Source organism: Nonomuraea sp. NPDC048881 (assembly GCF_040649795.1).
Classification (GTDB): domain Bacteria; phylum Actinomycetota; class Actinomycetes; order Streptosporangiales; family Streptosporangiaceae; genus Nonomuraea.
In genome coordinates this window covers 15170-40525 of sequence record NZ_JBEZGC010000035.1, presented here as the reverse complement: position 1 = coordinate 40525, position 25356 = coordinate 15170, and the positions used below count along the sequence as shown (strand labels likewise).

29 protein-coding genes are annotated in these 25356 nt (G+C 73.4%); 19 read left to right on the top strand and 10 right to left on the bottom strand.

Going from position 1 to position 25356, the window contains the following annotated elements:
• The first annotated feature begins 37 nt into the window (after positions 1-37).
• Both AB0C33_RS49865 and AB0C33_RS49860 read left to right on the top strand, forming a co-directional pair.
• Entirely contained in the window at positions 38-493 is a 456-nt protein-coding gene (locus tag AB0C33_RS49865) for a TIGR02611 family protein (protein ID WP_358302467.1), read from the top strand.
• A gap of 73 nt (positions 494-566) precedes the next feature.
• A complete protein-coding gene (locus tag AB0C33_RS49860) occupies positions 567-1496 on the top strand; it encodes a hypothetical protein (RefSeq protein WP_358302464.1) in 930 nt (309 codons plus the stop codon).
• On the opposite strand, the gene AB0C33_RS49855 is transcribed toward AB0C33_RS49860, so the two are convergent.
• On the bottom strand, positions 1491-1811 hold the full coding sequence (locus tag AB0C33_RS49855; protein ID WP_357700902.1) for a co-chaperone GroES: 321 nt from the start codon (positions 1809-1811) through the stop codon (positions 1491-1493). The genes AB0C33_RS49860 and AB0C33_RS49855 overlap by 6 nt on opposite strands.
• 74 nt (positions 1812-1885) lie before the next feature.
• The gene (locus AB0C33_RS49850) at positions 1886-2797 is read right to left on the bottom strand and encodes an endonuclease/exonuclease/phosphatase family protein (RefSeq protein WP_358302461.1); all 912 of its coding nucleotides are present in this window, start codon (positions 2795-2797) and stop codon (positions 1886-1888) included.
• A gap of 67 nt (positions 2798-2864) precedes the next feature.
• On the opposite strand from AB0C33_RS49850, the gene AB0C33_RS49845 reads away from it, so the two are divergent.
• A complete protein-coding gene (locus tag AB0C33_RS49845; protein WP_358302458.1) occupies positions 2865-4118 on the top strand; it encodes an ArgE/DapE family deacylase in 1254 nt (417 codons plus the stop codon).
• Positions 4119-4137: 19 nt separating this feature from the next.
• Here AB0C33_RS49845 and AB0C33_RS49840 read toward each other — a convergent pair whose 3' ends face one another.
• Positions 4138-4455: a rhodanese-like domain-containing protein gene (locus AB0C33_RS49840; RefSeq protein ID WP_352323684.1), complete on the bottom strand. Its 318-nt coding sequence runs from the start codon at positions 4453-4455 to the stop codon at positions 4138-4140.
• A 37-nt stretch (positions 4456-4492) separates the two neighbouring features.
• On the opposite strand from AB0C33_RS49840, the gene AB0C33_RS49835 reads away from it, so the two are divergent.
• A complete protein-coding gene (locus tag AB0C33_RS49835) occupies positions 4493-5131 on the top strand; it encodes a helix-turn-helix domain-containing protein (protein WP_358302454.1) in 639 nt (212 codons plus the stop codon).
• Positions 5132-5202: 71 nt separating this feature from the next.
• Here AB0C33_RS49835 and AB0C33_RS49830 read toward each other — a convergent pair whose 3' ends face one another.
• Genes AB0C33_RS49830 through AB0C33_RS49820 form a run of 3 tightly spaced genes read right to left on the bottom strand, consistent with a single transcriptional unit; the run spans position 5203 to position 7990 of the window.
• On the bottom strand, positions 5203-6006 hold the full coding sequence (locus AB0C33_RS49830; RefSeq protein WP_358302451.1) for an ABC transporter ATP-binding protein: 804 nt from the start codon (positions 6004-6006) through the stop codon (positions 5203-5205).
• Positions 6006-7013 (bottom strand): iron chelate uptake ABC transporter family permease subunit, encoded by a 1008-nt coding sequence (locus tag AB0C33_RS49825; RefSeq protein ID WP_358302448.1) that lies wholly within the window; start codon positions 7011-7013, stop codon positions 6006-6008. Before AB0C33_RS49825 ends, AB0C33_RS49830 begins: the two co-directional genes overlap by 1 nt.
• Positions 7010-7990 (bottom strand): iron chelate uptake ABC transporter family permease subunit, encoded by a 981-nt coding sequence (locus tag AB0C33_RS49820; protein WP_358302445.1) that lies wholly within the window; start codon positions 7988-7990, stop codon positions 7010-7012. The genes AB0C33_RS49825 and AB0C33_RS49820 overlap by 4 nt, the downstream gene beginning before the upstream one ends.
• 202 nt (positions 7991-8192) lie before the next feature.
• On the opposite strand from AB0C33_RS49820, the gene AB0C33_RS49815 reads away from it, so the two are divergent.
• Positions 8193-9209 carry an ABC transporter substrate-binding protein gene (locus AB0C33_RS49815; RefSeq protein WP_358302442.1) on the top strand — a complete coding sequence of 339 codons (1017 nt, stop codon included), beginning with the start codon at positions 8193-8195 and terminating at the stop codon, positions 9207-9209.
• Here AB0C33_RS49815 and AB0C33_RS49810 read toward each other — a convergent pair.
• Positions 9203-11620, bottom strand: a complete 2418-nt coding sequence (locus AB0C33_RS49810) for a helicase-associated domain-containing protein (RefSeq protein WP_358302439.1) — start codon at positions 11618-11620, stop codon at positions 9203-9205. The two genes, AB0C33_RS49815 and AB0C33_RS49810, sit on opposite strands and share 7 nt — an antisense overlap.
• A 77-nt stretch (positions 11621-11697) precedes the next feature.
• Entirely contained in the window at positions 11698-12192 is a 495-nt protein-coding gene (locus AB0C33_RS49805) for an ATP-binding protein (protein WP_358302435.1), read from the bottom strand.
• A 232-nt stretch (positions 12193-12424) separates the two neighbouring features.
• On the opposite strand from AB0C33_RS49805, the gene AB0C33_RS49800 reads away from it, so the two are divergent.
• From AB0C33_RS49800 to AB0C33_RS49780, 5 genes are all read left to right on the top strand, one after another.
• On the top strand, positions 12425-13246 hold the full coding sequence (locus AB0C33_RS49800; RefSeq protein ID WP_352323686.1) for a helix-turn-helix transcriptional regulator: 822 nt from the start codon (positions 12425-12427) through the stop codon (positions 13244-13246).
• Positions 13247-13483: a DUF397 domain-containing protein gene (locus AB0C33_RS49795; protein WP_352323675.1), complete on the top strand. Its 237-nt coding sequence runs from the start codon at positions 13247-13249 to the stop codon at positions 13481-13483. It begins immediately after the preceding gene.
• An 87-nt stretch (positions 13484-13570) separates the two neighbouring features.
• On the top strand, positions 13571-13822 hold the full coding sequence (locus AB0C33_RS49790) for a hypothetical protein (protein ID WP_358302432.1): 252 nt from the start codon (positions 13571-13573) through the stop codon (positions 13820-13822).
• A gap of 43 nt (positions 13823-13865) precedes the next feature.
• Positions 13866-14624, top strand: coding sequence for a hypothetical protein (locus tag AB0C33_RS49785; RefSeq protein WP_358302429.1), 759 nt, complete (start codon positions 13866-13868; stop codon positions 14622-14624).
• 20 nt (positions 14625-14644) lie between these two features.
• Positions 14645-15418, top strand: coding sequence for a maleylpyruvate isomerase family mycothiol-dependent enzyme (locus AB0C33_RS49780; protein WP_358302426.1), 774 nt, complete (start codon positions 14645-14647; stop codon positions 15416-15418).
• A gap of 38 nt (positions 15419-15456) precedes the next feature.
• Here the strand turns inward: AB0C33_RS49780 and AB0C33_RS49775 are convergent, their stop codons facing one another.
• Together AB0C33_RS49775 and AB0C33_RS49770 are read right to left on the bottom strand one after the other, a co-directional pair.
• The gene (locus AB0C33_RS49775; protein ID WP_352323671.1) at positions 15457-16041 is read right to left on the bottom strand and encodes a histidine phosphatase family protein; all 585 of its coding nucleotides are present in this window, start codon (positions 16039-16041) and stop codon (positions 15457-15459) included.
• Positions 16034-16960 (bottom strand): TIGR03621 family F420-dependent LLM class oxidoreductase, encoded by a 927-nt coding sequence (locus AB0C33_RS49770; RefSeq protein ID WP_358302423.1) that lies wholly within the window; start codon positions 16958-16960, stop codon positions 16034-16036. Before AB0C33_RS49770 ends, AB0C33_RS49775 begins: the two co-directional genes overlap by 8 nt.
• A 58-nt stretch (positions 16961-17018) precedes the next feature.
• Between AB0C33_RS49770 and AB0C33_RS49765 the strand changes: the two genes are divergently transcribed.
• The 9 genes from AB0C33_RS49765 to AB0C33_RS49725 all read left to right on the top strand — a co-directional run bounded on the left by AB0C33_RS49765 (position 17019) and on the right by AB0C33_RS49725 (position 25342).
• Entirely contained in the window at positions 17019-17786 is a 768-nt protein-coding gene (locus AB0C33_RS49765; protein WP_358302420.1) for a phytanoyl-CoA dioxygenase family protein, read from the top strand.
• Positions 17771-18727 carry a phosphotriesterase-related protein gene (locus AB0C33_RS49760; RefSeq protein WP_358302417.1) on the top strand — a complete coding sequence of 319 codons (957 nt, stop codon included), beginning with the start codon at positions 17771-17773 and terminating at the stop codon, positions 18725-18727. The genes AB0C33_RS49765 and AB0C33_RS49760 overlap by 16 nt, the downstream gene beginning before the upstream one ends.
• The gene (locus AB0C33_RS49755) at positions 18724-19941 is read left to right on the top strand and encodes a cytochrome P450 (protein ID WP_358302414.1); all 1218 of its coding nucleotides are present in this window, start codon (positions 18724-18726) and stop codon (positions 19939-19941) included. Before AB0C33_RS49760 ends, AB0C33_RS49755 begins: the two co-directional genes overlap by 4 nt.
• The gene (locus AB0C33_RS49750; RefSeq protein WP_358302412.1) at positions 19938-20750 is read left to right on the top strand and encodes an SDR family oxidoreductase; all 813 of its coding nucleotides are present in this window, start codon (positions 19938-19940) and stop codon (positions 20748-20750) included. Before AB0C33_RS49755 ends, AB0C33_RS49750 begins: the two co-directional genes overlap by 4 nt.
• A gap of 72 nt (positions 20751-20822) precedes the next feature.
• The gene (locus AB0C33_RS49745) at positions 20823-21680 is read left to right on the top strand and encodes a Gfo/Idh/MocA family oxidoreductase (RefSeq protein WP_358302409.1); all 858 of its coding nucleotides are present in this window, start codon (positions 20823-20825) and stop codon (positions 21678-21680) included.
• Between the two features lie 215 nt (positions 21681-21895).
• Positions 21896-22873 carry an ABC transporter substrate-binding protein gene (locus AB0C33_RS49740; RefSeq protein WP_358302406.1) on the top strand — a complete coding sequence of 326 codons (978 nt, stop codon included), beginning with the start codon at positions 21896-21898 and terminating at the stop codon, positions 22871-22873.
• Between the two features lie 2 nt (positions 22874-22875).
• The gene (locus AB0C33_RS49735; RefSeq protein ID WP_358302404.1) at positions 22876-23934 is read left to right on the top strand and encodes an iron ABC transporter permease; all 1059 of its coding nucleotides are present in this window, start codon (positions 22876-22878) and stop codon (positions 23932-23934) included.
• Positions 23931-24707, top strand: coding sequence for an ABC transporter ATP-binding protein (locus AB0C33_RS49730; RefSeq protein ID WP_358302401.1), 777 nt, complete (start codon positions 23931-23933; stop codon positions 24705-24707). The genes AB0C33_RS49735 and AB0C33_RS49730 overlap by 4 nt, the downstream gene beginning before the upstream one ends.
• A complete protein-coding gene (locus AB0C33_RS49725) occupies positions 24704-25342 on the top strand; it encodes an adenosylcobinamide amidohydrolase (RefSeq protein ID WP_358302398.1) in 639 nt (212 codons plus the stop codon). Before AB0C33_RS49730 ends, AB0C33_RS49725 begins: the two co-directional genes overlap by 4 nt.
• Positions 25343-25356: the final 14 nt, after the last annotated feature.

The following is a 25356-nucleotide window of genomic DNA, read 5'->3' as shown; positions in this document are numbered from 1 at the left end:
CCGTATCCTGAGAAGCAGCCGACGACACGGGGGAGACGTGCCGATCCAGAACTCCGAGACGGGCGACGCCGACGTGATGAAGGACGAGGCCGCCGAACGCTCCGCCATGCCCGCCCGCCGCGGCGGTCTGAAGGGCCGGCTCGACGGCATACGGTCCACCCGCGCGGGCGCGCTCACGCTGAAGATCGTGGTCGGCGTCATCGGCGCGGTGATGGTGGTCGGCGGCCTGATCATGGTGCCGTTCCCCGGGCCCGGCTGGCTCGTGGTGTTCGCCGGGCTGGCGGTGCTGGCCACCGAGTTCCACTGGGCCCACCGGGTGCTGGAGTTCGGCAAGCAGACGCTGCACGCCTGGACGCAGTGGTACAAGCGGCAGGGCTGGACGGTGCGCATCCTCGTGCTGCTGGTGACCGTGGCCGCCGCCGCGGTGATCGTCTATTTCGGCATGCTGACGCTCGGCATCGACCTGCTGGAGATCGCCCAGCGTTTCGTCTAGTTCCGCGGGGGCCTTTCAGACCGGGTCGTTATCGTTCCCGGAATCGCCGCCTTTCTCTGCCTATTCTGCGGGCGTGCTCGCTCACCTCGCCGTCGCGCTGTCGCTGACGTTCCTCGCCTCGGCCGCCGCTCGGGCCGACCTGACGTTGCCGGAAACCGGCGGCATGAAATATCACGAGAAATCGGGTGACCCGGTACGGCTGAGCGCGTACGGCCTCGGCACCGGCCGCACGTACCTGCGCGCCGCCACCGGCGACTCCTTCACCCGGCAGAAGGGCCTGTCGGAGGTGGCCGTCTCGCCCGACGGCCGCCTGACGGCCGGGGTGCCGTCCGTCTACCGGGCGGGCTACGACTCCGTGGTCGTCACCGACCGGGCCACCGGCAAGACCGCGCGGATCCGTACCGTCAAGAAGCCCATGACGGCGGCCTACGCCTCCTGGTCCAGGGACGGCAGGAAGCTCGCGCTCACCGTCGAGCAGAAGAGCGGCGGGACGTGGCGGGTGCTCGGCTTCACGGTGGTGGACGTGCGCGCGGGCACCGCGAGCACGGTCCGCGTCGCGGGCCTGGCCCGGAAGGCCGGGTTCTGGTGGAGCCCCGACGGCAACCTCGTCAGCATGTACGGCACCGGCCTGCGCGTCTACCGTCCCACGGACGGCGCGGTGCTGCGCACGTACGCGGACGTGGGCCTGCCGACCGGCCCCGAGGACTCCTACGCGCCCTCGGGCAAACGCCTGACGACGTGGTGCCCCTCGCGGTTCAAGGAGCAGGTGTGCCTGGTCGACCTGGCCACCGGCACGATCGCCCAGCGCGTGGCCGTCGAGCCGGCGGCCCTGTTCGGCTGGTGGGACGACACCCACCTGATCGCCGTCACGACGGCCGGGAAGGGCCGCCGCCTGTCGGTGCTCGACCTGACCGGCCGGACGACGCGGGTGCTCGCGGACGTGCCCGCCGCCACCTGGGCCGCCGAGCTGTGGGTCAACTTCGCCAGGACCCGGGTGTCATAGGTACAGGCCCGTGCCGTGGTCGGTCTCCTGGGTGGCCACCGCGTGCAGGTCGCGCTCGCGCATCACGAGGTAGACCCGCGCGTGCACCTCGACCTCGAACTGGTCTTCCGGGTTGAACAGCACCTTGTCGCCCACCTTGACCGCGCGCACGTTCGTGCCGACGCCGCAGACCTCGCCCCACGACAGCCGGTTGGCCATCTTGACCGTCGCGGGGATGACGATCCCGGAGCCGCTGCGCCGCTCCTCGGCCTCCTGCTCCAGCCGGATCATCACCCGGTCGTGCAGCATCTGAATCTCGAACTTGGGCGCTTCCACGGGTCACAGTTTACGAGCCGCCGCAGCTCCGGGATCCCGCGGTCGTCCCAGGTCCCGCCTTCCCCGGGATGGGGTCACGGCAGCAGGAGCTCGGCGTACACCGGACGGTGGTCGCTGCCGACCGGCGCGAGCACCCGGAAGTCCCGCACCGCCATGCGGTCGCCGGCCAGCACGTGGTCGATCGTCACGCCGGGCAGCGGCCCCCATCCGCCCCACGTCGTGGACAGACCGCGGCCCATGGCGTCGGCCGCGTCGCGGTAGCCGGCGGCCAGCAGCTCGCGGAGCGGGAGGTGGTCGAGGGTGGCGTTGAAGTCGCCGGCCAGCACGCGCAGCCGTCCACCGCCGCGCGGCAGGCGCTCCAGCCCAGCCAGCCAGCACGGCTGCCTCCCCGTCCGCTTGGGGGCGCACGGATGCACCGAGACGATCTCCACCCGGGCCCCGCCGGGGTGCGTCAGCACGGCCGTGGCCTGGCCGAACCCGCCCGCCTCGATCAGCTCGCCGGCGGTGAGGGGATGGCGGGCGTACACGGCCGAGCCGCCCACGCCCTTGGCGGGCCACGTCACCGCGTACGGCAGCAGCTCGCGCAGCCCGGCCGCCGCCAGCCGCCGCTCGGCGAGGGGCGTGAACTCCTGCAACGTCAGCACGTCCGGCCGCAGCGACCTGACCTGAGCGGTCAGCTCGGCCGCGTCGGCCGTGCCGACCAGCAGGTTGGCGGCCAGCACGCGCAGCGGCGCGCCGTGGGCGGCCGGCGCGGGGTCGGGCAGCGCGCGGGGCAGCACCGCGACGCCCAGCGCCAGCACCGTGACCAGCGCGACCGCCCCCGCCGCCCACCGCCGCAGCAGCCCGGCGAGCACCAGGCCCAGGGCCGCCCCCACCGCCGCGTGCGGCGTGAACGCGACCACCGGCACCCACGGCCAGTCCGGCTCGAACCCGCTCAGGCGCACCGCCGCCCAGACGGCGAACGGCGTCACCGCGATCCAGCTCATCCAGCTACGCACGTTCTGTATCGCCATATGTCGTGAAAGGCGTTCACGGCGTGAGAAAGTGTGCTGCATGCGCGACGTGGAAGCCCGGGTCCTGAACGCCATCGACGAGGCGGAGACCGTCGGCCTGCTGGCCGAGACGGTGCGCGTCCCGAGCGTCACGGGCACCGACGCCGAGTCCGACCTCCAACACCGCTTCGCCCGCCTGCTCACCGAGGCCGGCCTGGACGTGGACGTCTGGAAACTCGACCTCGCCGACCTCACCGCGCGCGCCGGTTTCCCCGGCACCGAGGCCCCCAGACAGGAGGGCTACGGCGTCGTCGCCGTGACCGAGGGCGAGGGCGTGCCGGCGCTGGCCCTCCAGGGCCACGTGGACGTCGTCCCGACCGGCGACCTGGCCAAGTGGGAGGGCAGCGACCCGTTCGCCGCCCGGATCACCGGCGACGTGCTGCACGGCAGGGGCGCCTGCGACATGAAGGCCGGCCTGGTGGCCAACCTGGCCGTCGTCCGGGCGCTGAAGCGGGCGGGGGTGCGCCTGGCCAGGCCCCTCGCGGTGCACTGCGTGATCAGCGAGGAGGACGGCGGTCTCGGCGCGTTCGCCACCCTGGCCAGGGGCCACACGGCGGAGGCCGCGGTCATCACCGAGCCCACCAGCGGCGCGGTCATCACCGCCAACGCCGGCGCGCAGACCTTCCGGCTGGAGGTCGCCGGCCGCGCCGCGCACGGCGCCACGCGGTACGAGGGCGTCAACGCGATCGAGGTCTTCTGGCCGGTGTTCGAGGCGATCAGGCGTCTGGAGGCCGACCGCAACCGGGACGTGCCGGAGCTCTTCGGCGCCAACCCCATGCCGTACCCCATCGAGGTCGGCACCGTGCGGGCCGGCGACTGGGCGAGCACCGTGCCGGACCTGCTGGTCGCCGAGGGACGCCTCGGCGTGCGCCTGGACGAGGATCCGGCCGCGGCGCGGGCGGCCTTCGAGGAGGCCGTCGCCTCGACCGGCCATCCGTGGCTGCGGGACAACCCGCCCGCGGTGACCTGGCCGGGCGGCCAGTTCGCCAGCGGCCGGCTGCCCGCCGGGCACGAGCTGCTCGGCGCGGTCAACCAGGCCGTCGCCGACGTCGCGGGCCGCCGTCCGGCCGAGGCGGCCGCGCCGTACGGGAGCGACCTGCGCCTGTACGCGGCGGGCGGCGTCCCGACCCTGCACTACGGCCCGGGGGACGTCCGGTTCGCGCACGCGCCCAGGGAGCAGGTCGAGCTGGCCGAGCTGCGCGAGGTCACCCGCGCGCTGGCGCTGCTCGCGGTGCGCCGCTGCGGCGTCCTGTGAGCAGCTCCCGGTACGACGGTCACAGGGACGACTCGACCGGCAGGCCGGCCCCGACCCAGTCCTCGATGCCCTCGACGTACCGGCGCACGTCGGTGTAGCCGAGCGCGGTCAGCCGGTTGGCCACGGCCTTGCTGTTGCCGCAGGCCGGGTTGGAGCAGTAGGTGACGATGGTGGCGTCCTTGTCGGGCAGCAGCTCGGCGGCGCGCTCGGCGACCTCGCTCTCCACCAGGGCGACGGCCCCGGGCAGGTGCTGCTGAGCGTAGTAGGAGCCGCCGAGCGTGTCGAGCACGGTCACGCTGCCCAGACGGGCGTGCAGCTCCTCGCGGGTGATGGTCATTGTGGCCTCCGAGCGAAATGGACTAGAGTCCGGATGTGTGAATGGCCAGGAACCTAACGGACCGCAGTCCGGTTCGTCAAGCGAGCCGCTGGAGCTGCTGACCGGCAAACCGGTCAGGGAACGCGCGGACGCGGCCCGCAACAGGGAGAAGGTGCTCGCGGCCGCCGCGCGGCTGTTCGCCGAGAAGGGCGTGGAGGCGGTGTCGATGGACGCGGTCGCCGCCGAGGCGGGCGTCGGCAAGGGCACGCTGTTCCGCCGGTTCGGCGACAAGTCGGGGCTGGCGGTGGCGCTGCTGGACGCCCGCGAACGCGACCTGCAGCAGCGCGTGCTGTCGGGGCCGCCGCCCGTCGGCCCCGGCGCTCCGGCCGCCGAGCGCCTGACCGCTTTCACGGCCGCCTACCTCGACTACCTCTACGCCCACCTGGACCTGGTGCGGATGTCCGAGACGGCCAGCCCGGGGGCCCGCTACCGCATCGGCGCCTACCGCTTCTGGCACCGCCACGTCGCGATCCTGCTGGCCGAGGCCCGGCCCGGCGGCGACGCCGACGTGCTCGCCCACACCCTGCTGGCCGCGATGGGCGCGGAGGCGGCCGGGGTGTTGCGCGAGGAGTACGGCCGCGAGCGCGCGACCGCGGGCATCACGGCCCTGGCCGCCGCCCTCGCCCAGCCGGTCTAGCTCAGCCGGTCTAGCTCAGCCGGTCCGGCTCAGGCGGTCCGGCTCAGGCGGTCCGGCTCAAATGCTTCGGCTCAGGCGGGGGCGGCCACCCGCCGCCGCGCCTCGGGCACGATCATCGGCGTGCCCGACTGCGGGTCCTGGATGATCTCGCACCGCAGCTCGAACACCCGGTGGACCAGCTCGGGCGTGACGATCTCGGCCGGCACGCCCTCGGCCACGACCTGGCCGGCCCGCATGACGATCAGGTGGGTGGCGTACCGGCACGCCTGGTTGAGGTCGTGCAGCACGGCGACCATGGTCCGGCCGGCCTCGTGCAGGTCGGCGCAGAGGTCGAGCACCTCGATCTGATGGGAGATGTCCAGGAACGTGGTGGGCTCGTCCAGCAGCAGGATCGGCGTCTCCTGGGCCAGCGCCATGGCCAGCCACACCCGCTGCCGCTGCCCGCCGGACAGCTCGTCCACGATCCGGTCGGCCAGCCCGGCGACGTCGGTCGCGCGCATGGCCTCGGCCACGGCCGCCTCGTCGGCCCTCGACCACTGGCGCATGAGCCGCTGGTGCGGGTAGCGGCCGCGGGCCACCAGGTCGGCCACGCTGATCCCGTCGGGCACGATCGAGCTCTGCGGCAGCAGGCCCAGCCGCCGCGCCACCTCCTTCGACGGCAGCGCGGTGATCACGCTGCCGTCCAGGTGCACGGCGCCCTTCCTGGGCTTGAGCATCCTGGCCAGCGCGCGCAGCAGCGTGGACTTGCCGCACGCGTTCGGGCCGATGATCACGGTGAAGGACTCGTCCGGGATCGCCACGCTGAGCTCGGTGGCCACGACGCGTTGGTCGTAGGCGAGGGTGAGGCCGGTGCCCGACAGGCGGTGGTCAACCATCAGTGACGGTCCTTTCGCAGGAGCAGGGCGAGGTACGTGCCGCCGACGGCGGCGGTGACCACCCCGACGGGAAGCTGGGTCGGCGCGAGCAGCCGCTGGGCGACCAGGTCGGAGGCGGTCAGCAGCACCGCGCCCATGAGCGCCGAGGCGCCCATCGTGACGCCGGGGGAGCGGGTCAGCCGGCGGGCGATCTGCGGCGCGGCCAGCGCGACGAAGACGACGGGCCCGGCCGCCGCGGTGGCCACGCCGGTCAGCAGCACCCCGGCGGTGATGGCCGCCGCCCGTACGGCCTCGACCTTGACGCCCATGGCCCGGGCCGCGTCGTCGCCCATCTCGATCATCCGCATCGGCCGCGCCACCAGCGCGCACACGGGCAGCAGGACGGCCAGCGCCACCGCGACCGGGATCGCGTGCTCCCACCCGCGCCCGCCGAGGCTGCCGGTCAGCCACGCGCCCGCGGTGGCCGCGTCGTTGATGTTGGCCCTGGTCAGCAGGTAGTTGTTGACTGCCAGCAGCAGCGTGTTGGCGCCGATGCCGACCAGCACCAGCCGGTAGCCCTGCACGCCGCGCCGGAAGGCCAGCGCGTAGACCAGGACGGCGGTGACCACGCAACCGGCCAGCGCGCCGCCCGCGATCGTCATGGCCGAGCCGCCCGCGACGACGGCGAGGATGCCGCCCGTCGAGGCGCCGGCGGTGAAGCCGATGAAGTCGGGGCTGCCCAGCGGGTTCTTGGTCAGGCTCTGGAAGATCGCGCCGCCCGCTCCGAACGCCGCCCCCACCAGCAGCCCGGTGACCACGCGCGGGGCCCGCAACCTGCTCACGATCAGCTCGGCGACCGGCGTGCCCTGGCCGAACAGGGCGTCCAGGATGTCGGGCACGGAGACGGTGAACTCGCCGGTGGCGATCGCCGCCACGCCCACCCCGCAGCCGACCGCCACGAGGGCGGCGCAGACGAGCAGGGACCGGGGCGCGAGCCGTACGGACCAGGGGCCGAGACGTACGGTCACAGCGCCGCCACCCGCCTGCGCCGGGCCAGCAGGATGAAGATCGGCGCGCCGATCACCGCCCACACGATGCCCACCTGCACCTCTCCCGGACGCGCGATCAGCCGCCCGACGACGTCGGCGCCCAGCAGCAGCACCGGCGCGGCCAGCGCCGAGTACGGCAGCACCCACCGCTGGTCGCCGCCCACCAGCGCGCGCACGGCGTGCGGCACGACCAGCCCGACGAACCACAGCGGCCCGGCGGCGGCGGTCGCGGCCCCGCACAGCAGCGTGACGGCCACGCCGGTGAGGACGCGCGTCCTGCCGACCGCGACGCCCAGCGAGCGCCCGGCGTCGTCGCCGAGCGAGAGCATGTTGAGCGGCCTGGCCAGCGTCAGCCCGAGCGCCAGCCCCGCCACCATGAAGGGGGCCAGCCGCACCAGCGTGTCCGCGTTCTGCCCGGCCAGCGAGCCGGTCAGCCAGAACCGCATCCGGTCGAAGGTCTGCGCGTCCATGCGCAGGATCGCCGAGGCGACGGCCGTGAACACCATGCCGAGCGCGACCCCGGCCAGCGCCAGGCGTACCGGTCCGGCGCCGGAGCGGCCGGCCGCGGCCAGCGCGTAGACGACGACGGAGGCCACCGCGGCGCCGCCGAAGGCGAACCAGACGTACACGGCGGGGTCGGAGAGGCCGAACAGGCCGAGCGCGAGCGTGACGCCGAGCGCGGCGCCCTCGTTGATGCCGAGCAGCCCCGGGTCGGCCAGCGGGTTGCGGGTCAGGCTCTGGATGAGCGCCCCCGCCAGGCCCAGCGTCGCGCCGACGCCGATGCCGAGCAGCGTGCGAGGGATGCGCAGCTCGCGGATGACGACGTGGTCGCTGGAGCCGTCGGGGGCGAGCAGCGCGTCGATCACCGTCGAGAACGGCACCGACCGCGCCCCGAGCGCCACGCTCGCCATCGCCACCAGCGCCAGCACCCCCGCGGTCACGACCAGCCCACTCACCAGCACGGACGCGGACCGGCGCGGCCGTGGCCCCTCCGCGGTGGCCGGCGGTCGCCCGCCGGCGGGCTCAGCCGCGTCCTCAGCCCTGTCCTCAGCCGTGTCCTCAGCCGGGCGCACCCGACCCCCTCTCGTAGCGGTCAAACTTAGGCAAGGCTAATCTAATGTCTCTGTAAGAAGGCAAGCCTAACCTTAGGAGCTGGACATGTCGGGACCGGTATTCGCGCGCAGAGGCTTCCTGGCCGCCACGGCAGGGCTCGCGGCGGCCCTGACACTGTCGGCCTGCGGCGGTGGCGGCACCCAGGCGGCGGGCGACGGCGACGCGACCGCCTCGGCCGCGCCCGCCGCGCAGGGCTGGACGTTCACCGACGACCGCGGCAAGAAGCTGGACCTGCCCAAGCGCCCGTCCCGGGTGGTGGCCCAGGTGGGCGCCGCCGCCGCGCTGTGGGACTTCGGCGTGCGCCCGGTCGCCGTCTTCGGCCCGCACAAGCTCGCCGACGGATCCAGGGACCCGCAGGTCGGCAACGTCGACATCGCCAAGGTCGAGGGCCTGGGCAACGTGTGGGACGAGTTCAACGTCGAGAAGTACATCTCCCTCCAGCCCGACCTGCTGGTCAGCAGCATGTACGTCAAGGGCGACCTCTGGTACGTGCCGGCGAAGTCGAAGGAGACCATCGAGCAGGTCGCCCCCACCGCCGGCGTCCTGCTCACCGGCCGCAGCGCCACCCAGGTGATCGGCAGGTACGAGGAGCTGGCCAGGTCACTCGGCGCCGACCTCCAGGGCGTGCCCGAGGCCAAGGCCCGCATGGAGGCCGCGACCAAGGAACTGGCCGCCTTCAAGGACCTCAAGATCCTCTTGATGTCCGGCGGCGCCGACGCCATGTGGGTCGTCAACCCGCCCGAGTACCCCGACATCGTGCATCTCACCGAGAACGGCCTGGACGTCGTCAAGCCCGCGAAGGTGGACGAAGGCGGCTTCTTCCAGACCCTGAGCTGGGAGAACGCCGACACCTACGACGCCGACGTGATCCTCTACGACACCCGCACCCAGTCGCTCAAGCCCGAGGAGATGCTGAAGAAGCCCACCTTCGCCAAGCTCCCGGCGGTCAGGGCGGGCCAGTTCTACCCGTGGCGGGCCGAGGCCCCCTTCAGCTACCAGGGCTACGCCACGTTCCTGGAGGAGCTGGTGTCGAACCTGAAGAAGGCCAAGAAGCTTCAGTAGGCCCCGCGCACCTCGACGATCTCGGCGAGCGGGAACTCCAGGTAGTCGCCGGCCTCCTCGCACCAGGCGTCGAGCGCCCCGGCGCGCAGCTCGCCGTGGCTGATCGTGGCCGTCAGGCCGTCGGCCAGCGTGATGCCCGCCCGGACTCCCCGGTCGACGACGAAGCCGAGCAGCGACTGCTGGGCGGTCGGCAGCCTGGTCGCCATCCGGCCGATGACCGCCCAGGTGCGGCCGTGCTTGCCGGAGTCGTCCCGGCCGGCCGCGACCAGGCGGCGGGCGTGCTCGTGCGGGTCGGGGGCGGGCTCGGCGATCACGTACGGCGCGTGCGGCTCCGAGCCGGGCGTGAACTCCGACAGCTCGGCCACCTGCCCGCCGGGCAGCAGGATCAGCTTGCCGTTGTGCGGCTCCTCGGCCCTGGCCCGGTGGATGGTGATCTCCCCGGTGTCGGAGACGGGCACGGGGGAGTAGCCGTTCTCGCGCAGGGCGGCCAGCGTGCGCTCGGCCGGCGCCGCGCTGATCAGCACCGTGGGGGCCAGCAGCCGCAGGCCCAGCCGGGCCAGCCGCCGGTGCCCGGCGATCTCGGCGAGCAGCGCGGTGTCGCCGGCCTGCACCACGCAGCCGACCGTGGAGACCGTCACCTCGCCGTGCCGGCGCGCGGTGTCGCGCACCAGGTACTCAAGGGGCTGCGGGATCGTGCCGACCGTGGCCAGCTCGTCGAGCAGCTCGTCGGCGTCGTAGCCGTGGTCGAGCGCGCCGCGCACGCTCTCGGTGGTGAAACGCCACACCGAGGCCGCGCCGCGCGACTCGCGCTCGGCCACCCGGTCGAGCAGCGCCGCCAGCTCGGCCGACGGCGGCCCGGTCACCACCGCGGTGAGGTCGGGGCCGAACAGCGCGCTCCTGCGCACGCTGGCCAGCGCCCTGGTGGACGCCTCGGCCAGCACCGGATCGTGCTCGACCTGCGGGACGGCGTCGTCGTTCTCGTCGCCGGGGTCGGCGGTCAGCCCGGCCAGGGCGCGGCCGAGGTCGGTGAGCGCGCCGTTGGCCAGCAGGCCGAGCAGCGTGGCCTCCTCCAGCACGGCCGGCGCGCACTCGGCCAGCAGCGCCTGGTCGAGCAGCGGGGCGTGCCAGTGGACGTTGCGCACGAGGCTGTCGCGGTCGGCGAAGGCGGTGCCGGCCGGCAGATGGGCCAGCGCCGCCAGCACGGCCCTGCGCACCCTGGCCACCGCGCTGCCCGAGGGGTCGTCGCCGAGCACGGTGGCGTACTTGCCGTCGACCTTGCGCAGGGACGAGCGTTCCATCCGCCACCACGCCGACAGCAGCACCCGCAGCCGGGCCGAGCCCTCGTCGAGCCGCCAGCGGTCGAACCGCTCGGTGGGGATCATGCCGCCCGACTGCTCGTCCCAGGCCAGCAGCCTGGCCACCGCGCAGACCTCCAGCAGCAGGCGGGTCTCGTCCTCGTCGCAGCCGGTCTCCTTGGCCACCCTGCGGACCTCGCGCACGCCCACTCCGCCGGTCTTGAGCAGCGGCAGCGGGGTCTTGGAGGTGTTGTCGAGCAGGGCCGCGCAGCGCTCGACCACGTGCGGGGCGGCCAGCGTCATCAGGTGGTCGACCTCCTCGGGGTCGACCGGGATCGAGGCCACCTCGGGCGCCTCGGGCTGGAACGGCGGATGGTAGGCGGGGCCGCGCAGGCACAGCGCCACCTCGCGGGGGATCTCGGCGACGTGCCAGCTCGGGCGGAACAGCAGGCCGTGGTCGGCGCACCACTTCTCCGGCGTGCCGGGGGTGACGAACCGGCCGCCGTCGACGTCGCGGGCGGGGCCGTCCCAGGCGAGGCGGCCGAGCAGCGCGAGCGTGCCGTCGGGGGCGGTGGCCGTCAGCCGGTCGAGGCGGCCGGGGTCGGACAGCAGCTCGATGACGCGGGCGATCGTGCGCCGCTTGTTGCCGTGGGCGGGCAGGCCGAGCACGCGGGCCAGGGCGCGCAGGGCGTCGTTGCTGATCGTCCAGGAGTTGAGGTAGTGCTCCAGCGGCTCGCCCAGGCCGAGCGGCGCCGCCCACCAGCGCGCCACGCCCTCGGCCAGATGGATCACGCCGTCGGCGTCGGGCCAGGCCAGCGCGTGGTCGTACAGATGGTCGAGCCAGGGGGCCACCGTCTGGCCCGGGACGCCGAGGAAGGCGGCCAGCCCCTCGGGCGTCGGCCGGCTCATGGTCAGGCCGGCCTCGGCCAGTTGCAGGGCGGGCAGCGGCAGCCCCCGCATGGCCTCCATGACGGCGAAGCCGTTGCCCAGGCGCTGGGCCAGCGTGTCGAGCCTGCGGGGCCAGGGCGGCGCGATGGCGTCGGGCCTGTTGGCCAGGATGCGGGCAAGCCGGTTTTCGTCTAGTGTGCGCAGCCAGCCGAGCAGGTGATCTTCCATCTGTCAGCACTCTCATGGGGTCGCGTGGGACTCACCGTGAGCCATGACCATCCACGGTAGTGCAGAGCACCCCTCTCTCAGGAGAGGACTGCCCAGACGATCTTTCCGTGGGGCGCGAGTGCCGACCACCCCCAGCGGAGGCTGAGTGATTCGACGATGTGGAGACCCAGGCCGCCGGTGTCAAGGGGGCCAGGGTATCGCAGCACGGGCACCGAGGTGCCGGGATCGGTGAACGCGCTGGTGACGAGCGAGCCGCGGCGCACCAGGGACATGTGGACCGGGCGCTGGCAGCGGGGCTCGTCGAGGCGCAGACCGTGGCGCAGGGCGTTGGTGGCGAGCTCGGAGACCACCAGTTCCATGTTCTCGGCCAGCTCGCCGAGCCCCCAGCCGGACAGGGTCCCCGTGGTGAAGCTGCGCGCGGAGTGGACCGAGGAGGCGGTGGGCGGGAGCACGTACGTGGCGCTCGCGGACGGGCCGGTCACCAGGAGATCGCGAGCCGCCTCCGGCCACCAGCCGACGGGCGGCCACCAGTCGAACGTGGTCCACTGGCCGGACGCCGTGGTGGATTGCACGTGATCATTCTGCGGCAATCTCTCGTGCAGGTGCAAGAGCGAATGCACGTGCAGACAACTCGTGCAACCGCTACGGTTCTCCTCAAGTGGTCAATATGGGGGAAAGGGGATCTTGTCCGCGGCCCATGATCTTTCGGCCGCCAAGTGACAGACTGTGTCTTCAAGGAAACGACACAAGGAGCAGCACGTGTCCATTGATCCGCCCGGCTCCGGCTCGACCGTTCGGCGCATCATGCTGGGTGCGAGCCTCAGGCGCCTGCGCGAGGCCTCTGGGCTCGACCGCGGCCAGGCCGGGTTCCACATCCGGGCGTCCGAGTCCAAGATCAGCCGTATGGAGCTCGGGCGTGTCGGGTTCAAGACACGTGACGTGGAAGACCTGCTCACCCTGTACGGCGTCGTCGACGATGCCGAACGCCGTGCCCTGCTGGAGATGGTCCGCGAGGCCAACACCCCCGGGTGGTGGCACAAGTACTCCGCCGAGCTGCCCTCGTGGTTCACGACGTACGTGGGCCTGGAGGAGGCCGCGAGCGTGATCCGCACCTATGAGGTGCAGTTCGTGCCCGGCCTGCTGCAGACGGCCTCGTACGCGCGATCGGTCTTCCAGCTCGGCAATCCCGACGCGAGTCCGGACAAGATCGAGCGCCGCGTGCACATGCGCATGCAGCGCCAGGAGCGCTTCACCCAGAAGGACGGCCCCAAGCTGTGGGCCGTCATCGACGAGGCGGCGCTCAAGCGGACCATCGGCGGGCGAGAGGTCATGTCCGAGCAGCTCCAGCATCTGCTGGAAGTCGCCGCCCTGCCCAACATCACCCTCCAGGTGATGCCCTTCAGGTTCGGCAAGCACGCCGCCGAGGGGGGCGCGTTCAGCATCTTGCGGTTTCCCGAGTCCGATTTGTCGGACGTTGTCTACGTCGAGCAGCTCTGGGGTGCCCTGTACCTGGACAAACGTGAGGACATCGACCCGTACCTCACCGCCATGGAGCAACTGTGCGTGGAAAGCACCACGCCAGGGGGCACCGTCGAGCTCATCGGCGGTCTTCTCAGAAAGATGTAGATGAACCACACCTACAACGGCATGCCCGCGGCCGACCTCACCCAGGTCGCCTGGCGCAAGAGCCGCTACAGCAACTCGCAGGGCAACTGCGTGGAGCTCGCGGAGCTTCCCGACGGAGGGATCGCGGTCCGCAACTCGCGCTTCCCCGACGGTCCTGCTCTCATCTATACCCGCGACGAGATCCGGGCCCTGGTGCTCGGCGCGAAGGACGGCGAGTTCGACGGCCTTCTCGTGTAACAGCCTGTTCACCTCCGGCGCGCTCCCTTAACGGGGGTGCGCCGGTGGCGTAACCGGCGGGGACTTTCCGCCGGTCAGGATGGGCGCATGCTCGACCGGATGAACCTGTACCCGATCGCCGACGACGTGCTGCTCGCGCCGGGCGGCAAGGTCGTGGTCCGCACGTACGGCGTGGCGCCCGCGGGCGCCGCCATCTCCTACCGCACCTGGGTGACCGGCCTGCGCGACCAGCCGCGCTACTGGCACTGGGGCCACTTCGAGGACGCCGCCTCCGGGCACCGCCGGGTGCTGGAGTGGCTGACCGGCAGGGGGCCGCGGCCTTCCCAGGCGCTGACCTGATCGCTATCCTCGTGCCAAGCAAATGCTTGGTAGAGGAGGCGTGGTGCGGCGCGCGATCCACCTGCTCGAAGAGGTCGACTTCCGGCCGATGAACTCCAGGCGGCCGCTGGAGTACCTGACCTGGCTGACCCGCTACAAACGCGAGGACGAGAGCCGCGCCGAGCCCGCCCTGACCACCGGCATGTCCATCAGGTCGCGCGAGATCGACCTCGTCGGCGCCTTCTACGCCGTGGGCATCACCGGCCACCCCCAGTTCAAGGCCGTCACACTGTGGGACTGCCACGGCGGGTGGGACGGCGGCTGGCGCCAGATGATGGACATCTACCAGGGCGTGGACGAGCGCCTGTTCCTGTCCGACATCGACGACCTGCGCTTCTCCGCCTTCTCCAGGCCGCTCGGCGCCGCGCCGGGCTGCCCGCCGCTCGCCGAGGCCCCCGCCGCCGAGTTCTACCTCTTCGAGAGCGCCCGGGTCCGCCCCGGGGCCGCGCTGGACTACCTGGAGGCCGTCCGCGCCGAGCGCGCCCCGCTGCTGGCCGAGCACGGCCACACCCTGACCGGCCTGTACGAGGTGCTGTTCTGCGACACCGAGGCCGTCACCATGTGGGCCGTCTCGCTGGAGGACCACCTGGCCACCCAGCGGGCCCGCGACGCCGCGCTCGGGCTCGACGACGAGGTCCCGCCCGATTCCCGGCTGCTCGACTGGGGCAGGCGGGCCCGCGGCTACCTCGAAGGCCCCTGGCGCGAGACCCTGCTCGCGCCGTTCCCCGGCAGCCGTCTGGCGCGGGAACCGCGGCCGGGTTAGCGTCGGCTGCGGAGGCAGCCATGACGGACCCGTACCTCTACGGCGTGGGTGAGGCCGGGGGCGTGGCGTCCGTGACCGTGCCGTACGCCGAGCAGGTGGCGCTCATGGACGACCTGCTCGCCGAGCTGAGCCCGGCCCAGTGGGACGCGCCGATCGCCCGGCACGGCACGGTCCGCGCCCTGGTGGGTCACCTGGCCGCCAACGACGCCACCGTGACCTCCTTCATGGGCCTGCCCGGCGCGGGCGCGGCCTCGGAGCACCGGCGCTGGCGGGAGCAGGCCGGGGCGCTGCTGGAGCGGCTCTCCAGGACCGGGGCGCTGCTGGAGCGGCTCTCCAGGACCGGGGAGGTGCTGCTCGGGGTGGAGGTGGCGCTGGCGGGGGTGCGCCCGGCCCGCGCGCCGCTGCGCCAGGCCCTGGTCCAGCGCACGTTCGAGACCTGGACGCACGCCGACGACATCAGGGCCGCGACCGGCCGGCCGCCCGCGCCGCCGCACGCCGGGCACGTGCGCCTGGCCGCCGAGTTCGGCCTGGCGCTGCTGCCCCGGGCGCTGCGGGGGCCGCGCCGCGACGTCTCGGTCACCGTCGTGCTGACCGGGCCAGGGGGCGGCACCTGGACGGTCCCGCTCTCGCGCACCCCGGGCCGGGACGCCGGGCTGATCTCGGCCGGCGCGGTGGACTTCTGCCGGCTGGTGGCCGGCCGGTGGCCCCCGGACGCCTTCCCGCACGCGTCGGAGGGCGACCGGGACCTCGCCCGCGACCTGATCCGCGCCGCCGCCACCCTCGGCTGCGACTGACGGGTCTCCTCAAGGGGCCGCGACCCCGGCGTTCCGGCTCAGGCCACCGGCGAGTTCCAGCTCAGCAGCACCGGTTCGGCGTGCTCGAAGCCGAGCCGGGAGTAGGTGCCGGTGTCGAGCCGCAGCAGCCGCCCGTCCGCCGGGTCGAGGCCGAGCCAGCGGGCGGCCAGCACGCGCAGGAAATGGCCATGCGCCACCAGCACGACCCGCCCCTCGGCCCCGCGGGCCCGCTCGATCACCCGGTCGGCGCGCGCGGCCACCTCGGCGGCGCTCTCGCCGGGATGCTCGGCGTCGCCGGGGATCACGCCGTCACGCCACAGGTACCAGCCGGGCCGGGTCTTCCTGATGTCCGGCGTGGTGATGCCCTCGTAGCCGCCGTAGTCCCACTCCCACAGGTCGGGGTCGACCTCGTAGTCCGTCAAACCGGCCAGCTCCGCCGTACGGCGGGCCCGCTGCGCGGGGGAGACCAGCGCCAGCCCGAACGCGGACGCCTTGACCAGCGGCGCCAGCGCCCTGGCCTGATCCTCCCCCTCGGGCGTCAAGGGCAGGTCGGTACGGCCGGTGTGCCGGCCGGCCGTGCTCCATTCGGTGGCTCCGTGCCTCAGCAACAACATCTCATCCATGAGGTCCATCATCCGGCAGGGCCGCCAGCTCCTCGACGACAGGGGTGAAGGCGGCCAGGTCACGCTCATGGTGCAGCACGAAGTAGGTGACGCCGTGCGCGTCGCGCCAGTGGCGCAGCTGGTCCGCGATGTCGCGGCGGGTGCCGAGCAGCACCTGCGGCGTGTCGCCGAGGCCCGAGCTGTCGGCGGCGCTCCACGACTCCTCCGGCTTGCGCTCGCCCACCTGCATCACGCTGGTGCCGATCTCCAGCAGGTGGTGGCGGGGGCTGCGCCGCAGCAGCGCCAGCTTGGCGAGGAACGCCTCCGGTCCGGCGTCGCGCGGGTCGGGGCCGGTGCCGTCCGCTTTGACGCGGGTGCCGAGGTTGACGATGTCGGCGTGCTCGGCGGCCAGGGCCAGCATGCGGGGGCCGCCGCCGCCCAGCAGGATCGGCGGGCGCGGGCGCTGCACCGGCCGGGGCTCCTGCGCCAGCCCGGCCAGGCGGTAGTGCGCGCCCTCGTACGTCAGCGGGCCGCCGTCCCACAGGCCCTTGATCACCTCCAGGGCCTCGCGCAGCCGGTCGAGGCGCACGCCGGGCGGGTCGAGCCGCAGCCCGGCCCGGTCGTACTCGTCGGCCATCCAGCCGGTGCCGAGGCCGAGCTCCAGGCGTCCGCCGGAGAGCAGGTCCAGGGTGGCGGCCTCCTTGGCCAGCACGGCCGGGTGCCGGAAGTCGTTGGCGAACACCAGCGTGCCGACGCGCAGCCGGGTGGTGGCGCAGGCCGCCGCCGTCAGCGCCGCGACGGGCGCGAAGCGCGGGCCGACCAGATGGTCGGGCACCAGCAGCACGTCGAAACCGGACGCCTCCAGCCGCCTGGCCCGCTCGGCCCACTCCTTGCCGGACCGCGCCCCGCGCAGCACCGCACCGAACCTGAACCGTCGCACGGCATCCTCCTCGACCGGATCTTACCAAGCGCTTGCTTGGAGTGGCACACTGGTGGCCATGGAGATCCCGGTACGCCAGGCGACGGACGACGAGGCGGCGTTCTTCGGCGAGCACGGCTGGGTCCGCCTGGACCGGCTGGTCGCCCCGGACACGGTCGGCGAGCTGCGCGAACGGGCCCGCGAGCGCCTGCGGTCGCGCGGCCGGGCCGGCAACACGCCGGTCGACCGGGCCTTCGGGCAGTCCCGCGACGTCGCCGCCGAGGACGAGCTGTTCGGCGCGCTGAGCACCAGCCCGGCCATGGGCCGCAACGCCGTGCGGCTGCTGGGCGGGGTGCGGGCCGTGCGCGTGCAGGTCACCAACCTGCTGGTCAAGGAGCCGGGCGAGCACGGCGCCACCGAGTTCCACCAGGACTTCCCGTGGATGCCCATGGACCGCTCGGCCATGCTGACCGTGTGGCTGGCGCTGGCCGACGTGCCCGCCGACATGGGGTCGCTGCGCTTCTACAGCGGCTCCCATCGCTGCGGCGTGCTCGGGCGCAGCTTCACCCGCGCCGGGGACGACCAGCTCAGCCAGCATCCCTGGCTCGCCGAGCTGGAGCTGTCGCCGCCGCTCGACCTGCGGGCCGGGGACGCCACCGTGCACCACGCGCTCACCGTGCACGGCGCGCCCGCCAACCGGCGCGACGCCGCCCGCCTGTCGTTCACCGTCACCTACTTCGACGCCGACGCCCTCTACACCGGGCTGCCGTACCGGCAGACCGACGGGCTCGGCCTGGAGGTCAACCGGCCCTTCGAGCACGAGAGGTTCCCGTGCCTGAGACCGTGAGGGGGCCGGTCGCCGACCTCGGGGCGACGCTGATGCACGAGCACGTGTTCGGGCTCAGCCCGGAGATCCTGTGGAACTGGCCGGACGTGCCCGAGGGCTGGGACCTGGAGCGGCGGGCGCGGGAGGCGGCGGCCAAGCTGGACGCGCTCAAGGCCGAGGGCATCGACACGATCGTCGACCTGACCGTCGTCGGCCTCGGCCGGTACGTCCCGGCGGTCCAGCGGGTGGCCGAGCTGACGTCGGTGAACATCGTGGCCGCCACCGGGCTCTACACCTACGACGCGCTGCCGCCGTACTTCGGCAACCGGGGGCCGGGGTCGCTGTTCGGCGGTCCGGACCGGCTGGCCGAGTTCTTCGTCCGCGACCTCGCCGAGGGGATCGGGCGGACCGGGGTGAAGGCGGCCATGCTGAAATGCGCCTCCGACCATCTAGGCATGACCAAGGGGTGCGAGCGGGTGTTCCGGGCCGTGGCCGAGGCCCACCTGGCCACCGGCGCGCCGATCACCACGCACTCGCACAGCGCCTCCAGGGGCGGGCTGGAGCAGCAGCGGCTGCTCGGCTCGCTCGGCGTGGACCTGGAACGGGTGGTGATCGGGCACGCGGGCGACTCGACGGACCTGGCGTACCTGGAGGAGCTGGTGGCGGGTGGCTCCTACCTGGGCATGGACCGGTTCGGCATCGAGACGATCAGCTCGTTCGAGGACCGGGTGGCGGTGGTGGCGGCGATGTGCGAGCGCGGCCACGCCGGAAAAATGGTTCTAGGTCATGATTCGTACTGTTTCAATGACCGGTTCGACCCCGACGTCGTACGGCGTCGCCATCCGAACTACCACCTCCTGCACATCTCCCGCGACGTCGTGCCCGAACTGCGCAGCCGCGGCGTCACCGGCGACCAGCTCCACCAGATGCTCGTCGACAACCCCAGGAGGATCCTGCGATGACCTCTGCGACGCCCCCCGCCTCGGCGCAGGACTTCGACGTCGCCGCCGACTGGCACGTCGCCGCGCCGTACGACTTCCTGCGCCGTCTGCGCGCCGGACTGCCGGTGTTCCGCAGCGAGCATCTGGGCGCGTACGTGCTGACCCGCCACGCCGACGTGCGCGCCGCGTACGGCGACCCGGCCCGCTTCTCCTCCGAGGGGTCGCTCACGATCTCCCGCAGCCTCACCCCGCAGACCCGCGCCAAGCTGGGCGAGCACGGCTCGTTCCTGTCCAGCTTCGTGGCCAACGTGGACCCGCCCGACCACACCCGCCTGCGCCGCTCGGTCTCCCGGGCCTTCACGCCGCGGGCCGTCGCCGCCATGGAGGAGCGCTTCCGGCGGCTGAACGAGGACGTCCTCGACCGGGTCGCGCCGAGGGGCCGGGCCGACTTCGTCGCCGAGATCGGGCACGAGCCGTCGGTCAAGCTGACCGCCCGCTTCATCGGCGTGCCCGCGGCCGACGAGGCGTTCGTGCAGGCGCACGTCAAGGACTGGTTCATGCTGTTCCTGTCGCCGCAGCCGCCGGCCCGCCAGCTTGAGCTGGCCGACAGCTTCCTGGCCTACCTCGACTACGTCGACCGCCTGGTGGCCGCCCGCGCCAAGGACCCGCGGGACGACTTCACGTCCCTGATGACCTCGCTGATCGGCGACGAGCTGAGCCGTCGGGAGGTCGTCGAGCTGATCTCCACGATCCTGCTCGGCGGCAACGACACCGTCCCCAACCAGCTCGGCAACAGCGTCCTGCGGCTGCTGCGCGAGGACGCCTGGCCGGTGCCGCCGGACCTGATCCCGGGGGCGGTCGAGGAGTGCATGCGGATCGACGGCGCCTCCCTGGGCTCCTTCCGGCACGCCGTCCAGGACGTCGTCCTGCACGGCGTGACGATCCCGGCGGGCTCGCTCGTCCTGCTGTCCACCGACTCCGCGGGGCACGACGAGACCGTCTTCCCCGACCCGGAACGGTTCGTGATCGACCGTCCCAACGCCGCCGACCACCTGGTCTTCGGGTACGGCATCCACTTCTGCGTCGGGGCGGCGCTCGGCCGTCTGCAGCTGCGCACCGCGCTCGACGTCCTCGGGCGCCGCCTGCCCGGCCTGCGGCTCGCCCCGGACGCGCCCGTCGCCTTCCGCAGGTCGCTGGTGGGCCGCGGGCTGAGCGCGCTGGAGGTGGAGTGGTGACCGCGGATCCCTCGAACGGGCGGTTCGGCGGGCGGGTGGCGCTGGTGACGGGGGCGGGATCGGGCATCGGCGCGGCGTGCGCGGCCCGGCTGGCCGCCGAGGGCGCCCGGGTGGGCGTGCTCGACCTGCGCGCCGCCCCCGCCCGGGCCACCGCCGCCGCCGTACGGGCCCGGGGCGGCGCCGCCATGGCGCTGACCTGCGACGTGTCGGACGAGAAGCAGGTGGCGGAGTCGGTGGCCGCGCTGGTGGCCGCCTTCGGCCGGGTGGACGTGCTGCACTCCAACGCCGCCTGCCTCGACCGCGACGTCTACGGCCGCGACCGCGACCTGACCGCCATGGACGCCGCCGTCTGGGACCGCACGATGGAGGTCAACCTGCGTGGCGCGATGCTGCTGGTCAAGCACGTCGTCCCGGTGATGCGCGACGGCGGCGCGATCGTCCTGACCTCCTCGGTGTCGGGCCTGACCGGAGACGTGGACCACGCCGCGTACGGCACCTCGAAGGCGGCCCTGGTCGGCTTCACCCGCTACGTCGCCACCATGTACGGCGCCCGCGGCATCCGCTGCAACGCCGTCGCCCCCGCCCTGGTCATGACCGCCGCCGCCGAGCGCGCCCTCACCCCCGGGCAGCTCGCCGACAAGGCCGCCGAACGCCTCCTGCCCTGGCCCTGCGCCCCCGAGGACGTCGCCGACCTGGTCGGCTTCCTGGCCTCGGCCGAGTCCCGCTGCATCACCGGCCAGACCATCGCCCTCGACGGCGGCACCCTCGTCCACCGCCCGGAACACGCCATCCACCGCTCCCGCGCCTGACCACAGGGGCCGGTGGGCGGGAGCCCGGACAGGGGATCTAAGGTCTGGAGAAAAGCGGACTAAGGGGGACGGATGGAGCCGGTCGCGGTCGGGCTGATCGGGGCAGGGCCCTGGGCGGAGATGGCGCATGCGCCGATGCTGGCCAAAGGCCCCCACACCCGGCTCGCCGGCGTCTGGGCCCGCCGCCCCGAGCAGGCCGCCAGGCTCGGCGCCCCGGTGTACGAGCGGGTCGAGGAGCTGTTCGACGCCTGCGAGGCCGTGACGTTCTGCGTGCCGCCCGGCGTGCAGGCCGAGCTGGCCGTCCGCGCCGCCCACGCGGGCAAGGCGCTGCTGCTGGAGAAGCCGCTCGCCGACTCCGTCGAGGGGGCCATGCGGGTGGCCGAGGCCGTGGCGGAGACGGGCGTGCCCTCGCAGATGATGCTCACCATGCGCTACGCCACCCCGACCCGCACGTTCCTGGCCCGCTGCGCCGAGATCCAGCCGTTCGGCGGGCACGCCGCCAACATCTCCGGCGCGCTGCTCGGCGGCAACCCGTTCGCCACCCCGTGGCGGCTGGAGCGCGGCGCCCTGCTGGACGTCGGCCCGCACGTGATCGACCTGCTCGACGCCGCGCTCGGCCGGGTCGTCGGCGTGCGCGCGCACGGCAACCCGCTCGGCTGGACCGGCCTGCTGCTGGAGCACGAGGGCGGCGCGGTCAGCGAGGCGTCCCTGTGCATGGCGGCCGTCGGCGACCTGCCGCCCTCGACGTTCGAGGTGTACGGCAGGACCGGCAACGCCGTCCTGCTGCCCGGCGACGAGGACCCCTTCGAGGTCGTGGCCGAGGAGTTCGCCCAGACCGTCCGGCGCGGCGGCGGCCACCCGCTGGACGCGGCGCACGGCCTGCGCCTGCAGGAGATCATCGCCGCCGCGGAGGCGCAGCTCGCCGCCTGACCCCGAGACCCCTTGACGTCGAGGACGTCTGGGGCATTGATAACGTTTGTCCGACGCGCAGTGCTGCAGCGAAGTCCGGTGCGATTCCGGCGCTGTCCCGCAACTGTCATAGCCAGGTCGCCTGCCTCTGCGCCGACGTCATCAACCCTCGTGGAAAAGGGTGATCCGTCGCTCATCGCGGGTCTCTCGGTTCCGACAGTGTGAAAGGACTACTCGTGAGGCCCGTACGCACGGCCTTCGCGGGCGCGCTGCTGGGAACGCTCGTCCTGGCCGGATGTGGCCAGACCGGCGCCAATGTCGCCCCCTCGAATTCCCCCACCGATTCCCCCACCGGCCCCCCTGCCGCGACCGCGGCGGCGAGCACCGGGGACTTCCCGGTCACCGTCGAGGCGGGCAACGGCAAGGTCACCCTCGCCAAGAAGCCCGAACGCATCGTCTCGCTCTCGGCCACCCACACCGAGACGCTGTTCGCGGTCGGCGCCGGCCCCCAGGTCGTCGCGGTGGACGACCAGTCGAACTACCCGCCGGAGGCGCCCAAGAGCGACCTGTCCGGCTTCAAGCCGAACGTCGAGGCGATCATCGCCAAGAAGCCCGACCTGGTCATCCTCTCCAACGACCAGGACAAGATCGTCGCCGAGCTGGCCAAGGTGAACGTCCCCGTCCTGCTCGAACCGGCCGCCACCGGGCTGGAGGAGGCGTACGAGGAGATCAGCGAGATCGGCGCGGCCACCGGCAACAAGGCCAAGGCCGACGAGGTCGTCTCCGGCATGAAGGCGGCCATGGCCAAGCTGGCCGCCGACGCCCCCAAGGACAAGAAGCTCACCTACTACCACGAGCTGGACCAGACGCCGTACGCCGCCACGTCCAAGACGTTCATCGGCCAGGTCTACGGCATGTTCGGGCTGACCAACATCGCCGACCAGGCCCCGGACGCGGCGGGCGGCTACCCCAAGCTGTCGGCCGAGTTCGTCGCCCAGGCCGACCCCGCGCTGATCTTCCTGGCCGACGTCAAGTGCTGCCAGCAGAGCAAGGAGACGCTGGCCAAGCGGCCCGGCTGGAAGAACCTCTCGGCCGTCAAGAACGACCAGGTGATCCAGCTCGACGACGACCTCGCCTCCCGCTGGGGCCCGCGCGTCGTGGACCTGGCCCAGGCGATCGGCGCGGCCGTGGCCAAGGCCGGCGGCGCGGGCTGAGCGTGACAGGCAAGGCGCAGCCGTCGAGGGCGCGTCCGGTCTGGGTGGCGGGCGCCCTCGCCGTGCTGGCCCTGACGATGGTCGCCGGGCTGCTCGGCGGCGCGGCGGACATCTCGCCGTGGCAGGTGGTCCTCCAGGTGGCGGACTGGTTGCCGTTCGTCTCGGCCGACTCGGGCCTCGCGCCGGTCGAGCAGGGCCTGCTGTACGAGCTGCGCCTGCCCAGGGTGCTCGTCGCCGCGGTCGTGGGCGGCCTGCTGGCCATGGCCGGCGCCGGGTACCAGGGCGTGTTCCGCAACCCGCTGGCCGACCCGTACCTGCTGGGGGCGGCCTCCGGCGCCGGGCTGGCCACGACGCTGGCCATCGTGCTGCTGCCCGGCGCGAGCGCGAGCATCCCCGTCGCCGCCTTCGCCGGGGCGGTGGGCGGGGTGTTCCTGGCGTACACGCTGGGCAACGCGGCCGGCCGCTCCGGCGGCACCGGCGGCGGCACCGGTGGCGGCACCGCGACATTGGTGCTGGCCGGGGTGGCGGTCACGTCGTTCCTGACCGCGATCCAGACGTTCGTCCAGCAGCTCAAGGTCGAGGAGCTGGAGCGCATCTACTCCTGGATCCTCGGCGACGTCGGCGGCGGATGGGACCAGCTCCTGCTGGTGCTGCCGTACGCCGCGGTCTCCTCCGTCCTGCTCCTGCTGCACGGCCGGATGCTGGACGTGCTCAGCGTCGGCGACGAGGAGGCCGGCAGCCTCGGCGTACGGGCCGGGCGGGTGCGCCTGACCGTCCTCGTGGCCGCCTCGCTGGCCACCGCGTCGGCCGTGGCGGTCAGCGGGCTCATCGGGTTCGTCGGCGTGGTCGTGCCGCACGTCGTCCGGCGGCTGGCGGGCGGCTCGTACCGGATCGTGCTGCCGCTGTCGCTGATCGGCGGCGCGGCCTTCCTCGTGGCGGCCGACCTCATCGCCCGTACCGTGATCGCGCCGGCCGAGCTGCCCATCGGGGTCGTCACGATGTTCGTCGGGGCGCCGTTCTTCGTCGGCGTCCTGCGCATGACCAGGCGGGTGGCCACGTGATCGGCGTACGGGCCCTGTCGGTGCGCCTGGGCGAGCGCGACGTGCTGACCGGCGTGGACGCGCACGTGCGGCGCGGCGAGTGGCTGGCGATCATCGGGCCCAACGGCGCGGGCAAGTCCACGCTGCTCAAGACCGTCATGGGCGCGATCGTCCCGCACCAGGGCGAGGTCGTGCTCGACGAGCGCCCGCTCGCCGCGCTCAAGCCCCGCGAGCGCGCCAGGCTGCTGGCCTACGCCCCGCAGACGCCCGCCCTGCCGCCCGACATGACGGTCTTCGACTACGCCCTGCTGGGGCGCACGCCGTACATCCCCTACCTGGGACGGGAGAGCCGGCACGACCGCGAGGTGACCGGGTCCGTGCTGGACCGGCTGGACCTGACCTCCTTCGCCGGACGCCGCGTCGGCGAGCTGTCCGGCGGCGAGCGTCAGCGCGTCGTGCTGGCCAGGGCGCTGGCCCAGCAGGCCCCCGTGCTGCTGCTCGACGAGCCCACCACCGCGCTCGACCTCGGCCACCAGCAGCAGGTGCTGGAACTGGTCGACCGCCTGCGCCGCGCCGACGGCCTGACCGTCGTCACCACCCTGCACGACCTGACCGTCGCCGGCCTGTACGCCGACTCCCTGATGCTGCTGGCCGACGGCCACGCCGCCGCCACGGGCCGCCCCGAACAGGTGCTCACCGAGGCGCTGATCGGACGGCACTTCGACGCCCGTGTCAAGATCGAGCCGGGTCCCGACGGGCGGCCCGTGGTGCACCTGGTGCGAGGTGGGACGTGAAGCTGACCTATCGCGTGGAGGAGGGGACCCGGCTGGGGTCCCTGCTGTGGGAGTTCGGGCCCGGCTTCCGGATGATCTCCTCGGCCATGCTCGGCGGCGGCATCGGCCCCCGCGAATGGGTGCTGAACGCCCAGGTCGTGGCCGGTTACGCGCGGATGGACCCGGTGGACCACCTGGTCGAGCTGGGCCCGTTCGGCCCCGGCGTCGGCATGCTGACCGCCGCCTCCGTCGACCGGTACGTGCGGGCCGCCGACGGGGGAGCCGAGGCCGTGGCCACCGTCGGGCTGCGCGTCCCCACCTGGGCCGCCGCCCCCGAGGGCGCCGCCGACCCCGAACTCGCCCCCATGCGGGCGGGCACCGTCAACATCGTGACCGTCCTGCCCGTCGCCATGACCGACGCCGCCCTGGTGAACCTGGTCATGACGGTCACCGAGGCCAAGACCCAGGCGCTGATCGAGGCCGGCTACCCCTGCACGGGCACCGCCTCGGACGCCGTCTGCGTGGTGGTGCCGCAGGACGGCCCCGAGCAGCTCTTCGGCGGCCCCCGCTCGGAGTGGGGCGCCCGCGCGGCCCGCGCCGTCCACACCGCCGTCCGCCGCGGCGCCGAGGCGTGGCGCCCCGGTGACTACAGGTGAGCATTTTGGGGGAA

What these genes read in the sequence shown, in the direction of transcription:
- AB0C33_RS49850 (WP_358302461.1), bottom strand. Translation starts at nt 2,797, where the DNA reads ATGAGCTGGATCGCGGTGACGCCGTTCGCCGTCTGGGCGGCGGTGCGC.
- AB0C33_RS49845 (WP_358302458.1), top strand. Translation starts at nt 2,865, where the DNA reads ATGCGCGACGTGGAAGCCCGGGTCCTGAACGCCATCGACGAGGCGGAG.
- AB0C33_RS49840 (WP_352323684.1), bottom strand. Translation starts at nt 4,455, where the DNA reads ATGACCATCACCCGCGAGGAGCTGCACGCCCGTCTGGGCAGCGTGACC.
- AB0C33_RS49830 (WP_358302451.1), bottom strand. Translation starts at nt 6,006, where the DNA reads ATGGTTGACCACCGCCTGTCGGGCACCGGCCTCACCCTCGCCTACGAC.
- AB0C33_RS49815 (WP_358302442.1), top strand. Translation starts at nt 8,193, where the DNA reads ATGTCGGGACCGGTATTCGCGCGCAGAGGCTTCCTGGCCGCCACGGCA.
- AB0C33_RS49810 (WP_358302439.1), bottom strand. Translation starts at nt 11,620, where the DNA reads ATGGAAGATCACCTGCTCGGCTGGCTGCGCACACTAGACGAAAACCGG.
- AB0C33_RS49800 (WP_352323686.1), top strand. Translation starts at nt 12,425, where the DNA reads ATGCTGGGTGCGAGCCTCAGGCGCCTGCGCGAGGCCTCTGGGCTCGAC.
- AB0C33_RS49795 (WP_352323675.1), top strand. Translation starts at nt 13,247, where the DNA reads ATGAACCACACCTACAACGGCATGCCCGCGGCCGACCTCACCCAGGTC.
- AB0C33_RS49790 (WP_358302432.1), top strand. Translation starts at nt 13,571, where the DNA reads ATGCTCGACCGGATGAACCTGTACCCGATCGCCGACGACGTGCTGCTC.
- AB0C33_RS49780 (WP_358302426.1), top strand. Translation starts at nt 14,645, where the DNA reads ATGACGGACCCGTACCTCTACGGCGTGGGTGAGGCCGGGGGCGTGGCG.
- AB0C33_RS49775 (WP_352323671.1), bottom strand. Translation starts at nt 16,041, where the DNA reads ATGGATGAGATGTTGTTGCTGAGGCACGGAGCCACCGAATGGAGCACG.
- AB0C33_RS49765 (WP_358302420.1), top strand. Translation starts at nt 17,019, where the DNA reads ATGGAGATCCCGGTACGCCAGGCGACGGACGACGAGGCGGCGTTCTTC.
- AB0C33_RS49755 (WP_358302414.1), top strand. Translation starts at nt 18,724, where the DNA reads ATGACCTCTGCGACGCCCCCCGCCTCGGCGCAGGACTTCGACGTCGCC.
- AB0C33_RS49745 (WP_358302409.1), top strand. Translation starts at nt 20,823, where the DNA reads ATGGAGCCGGTCGCGGTCGGGCTGATCGGGGCAGGGCCCTGGGCGGAG.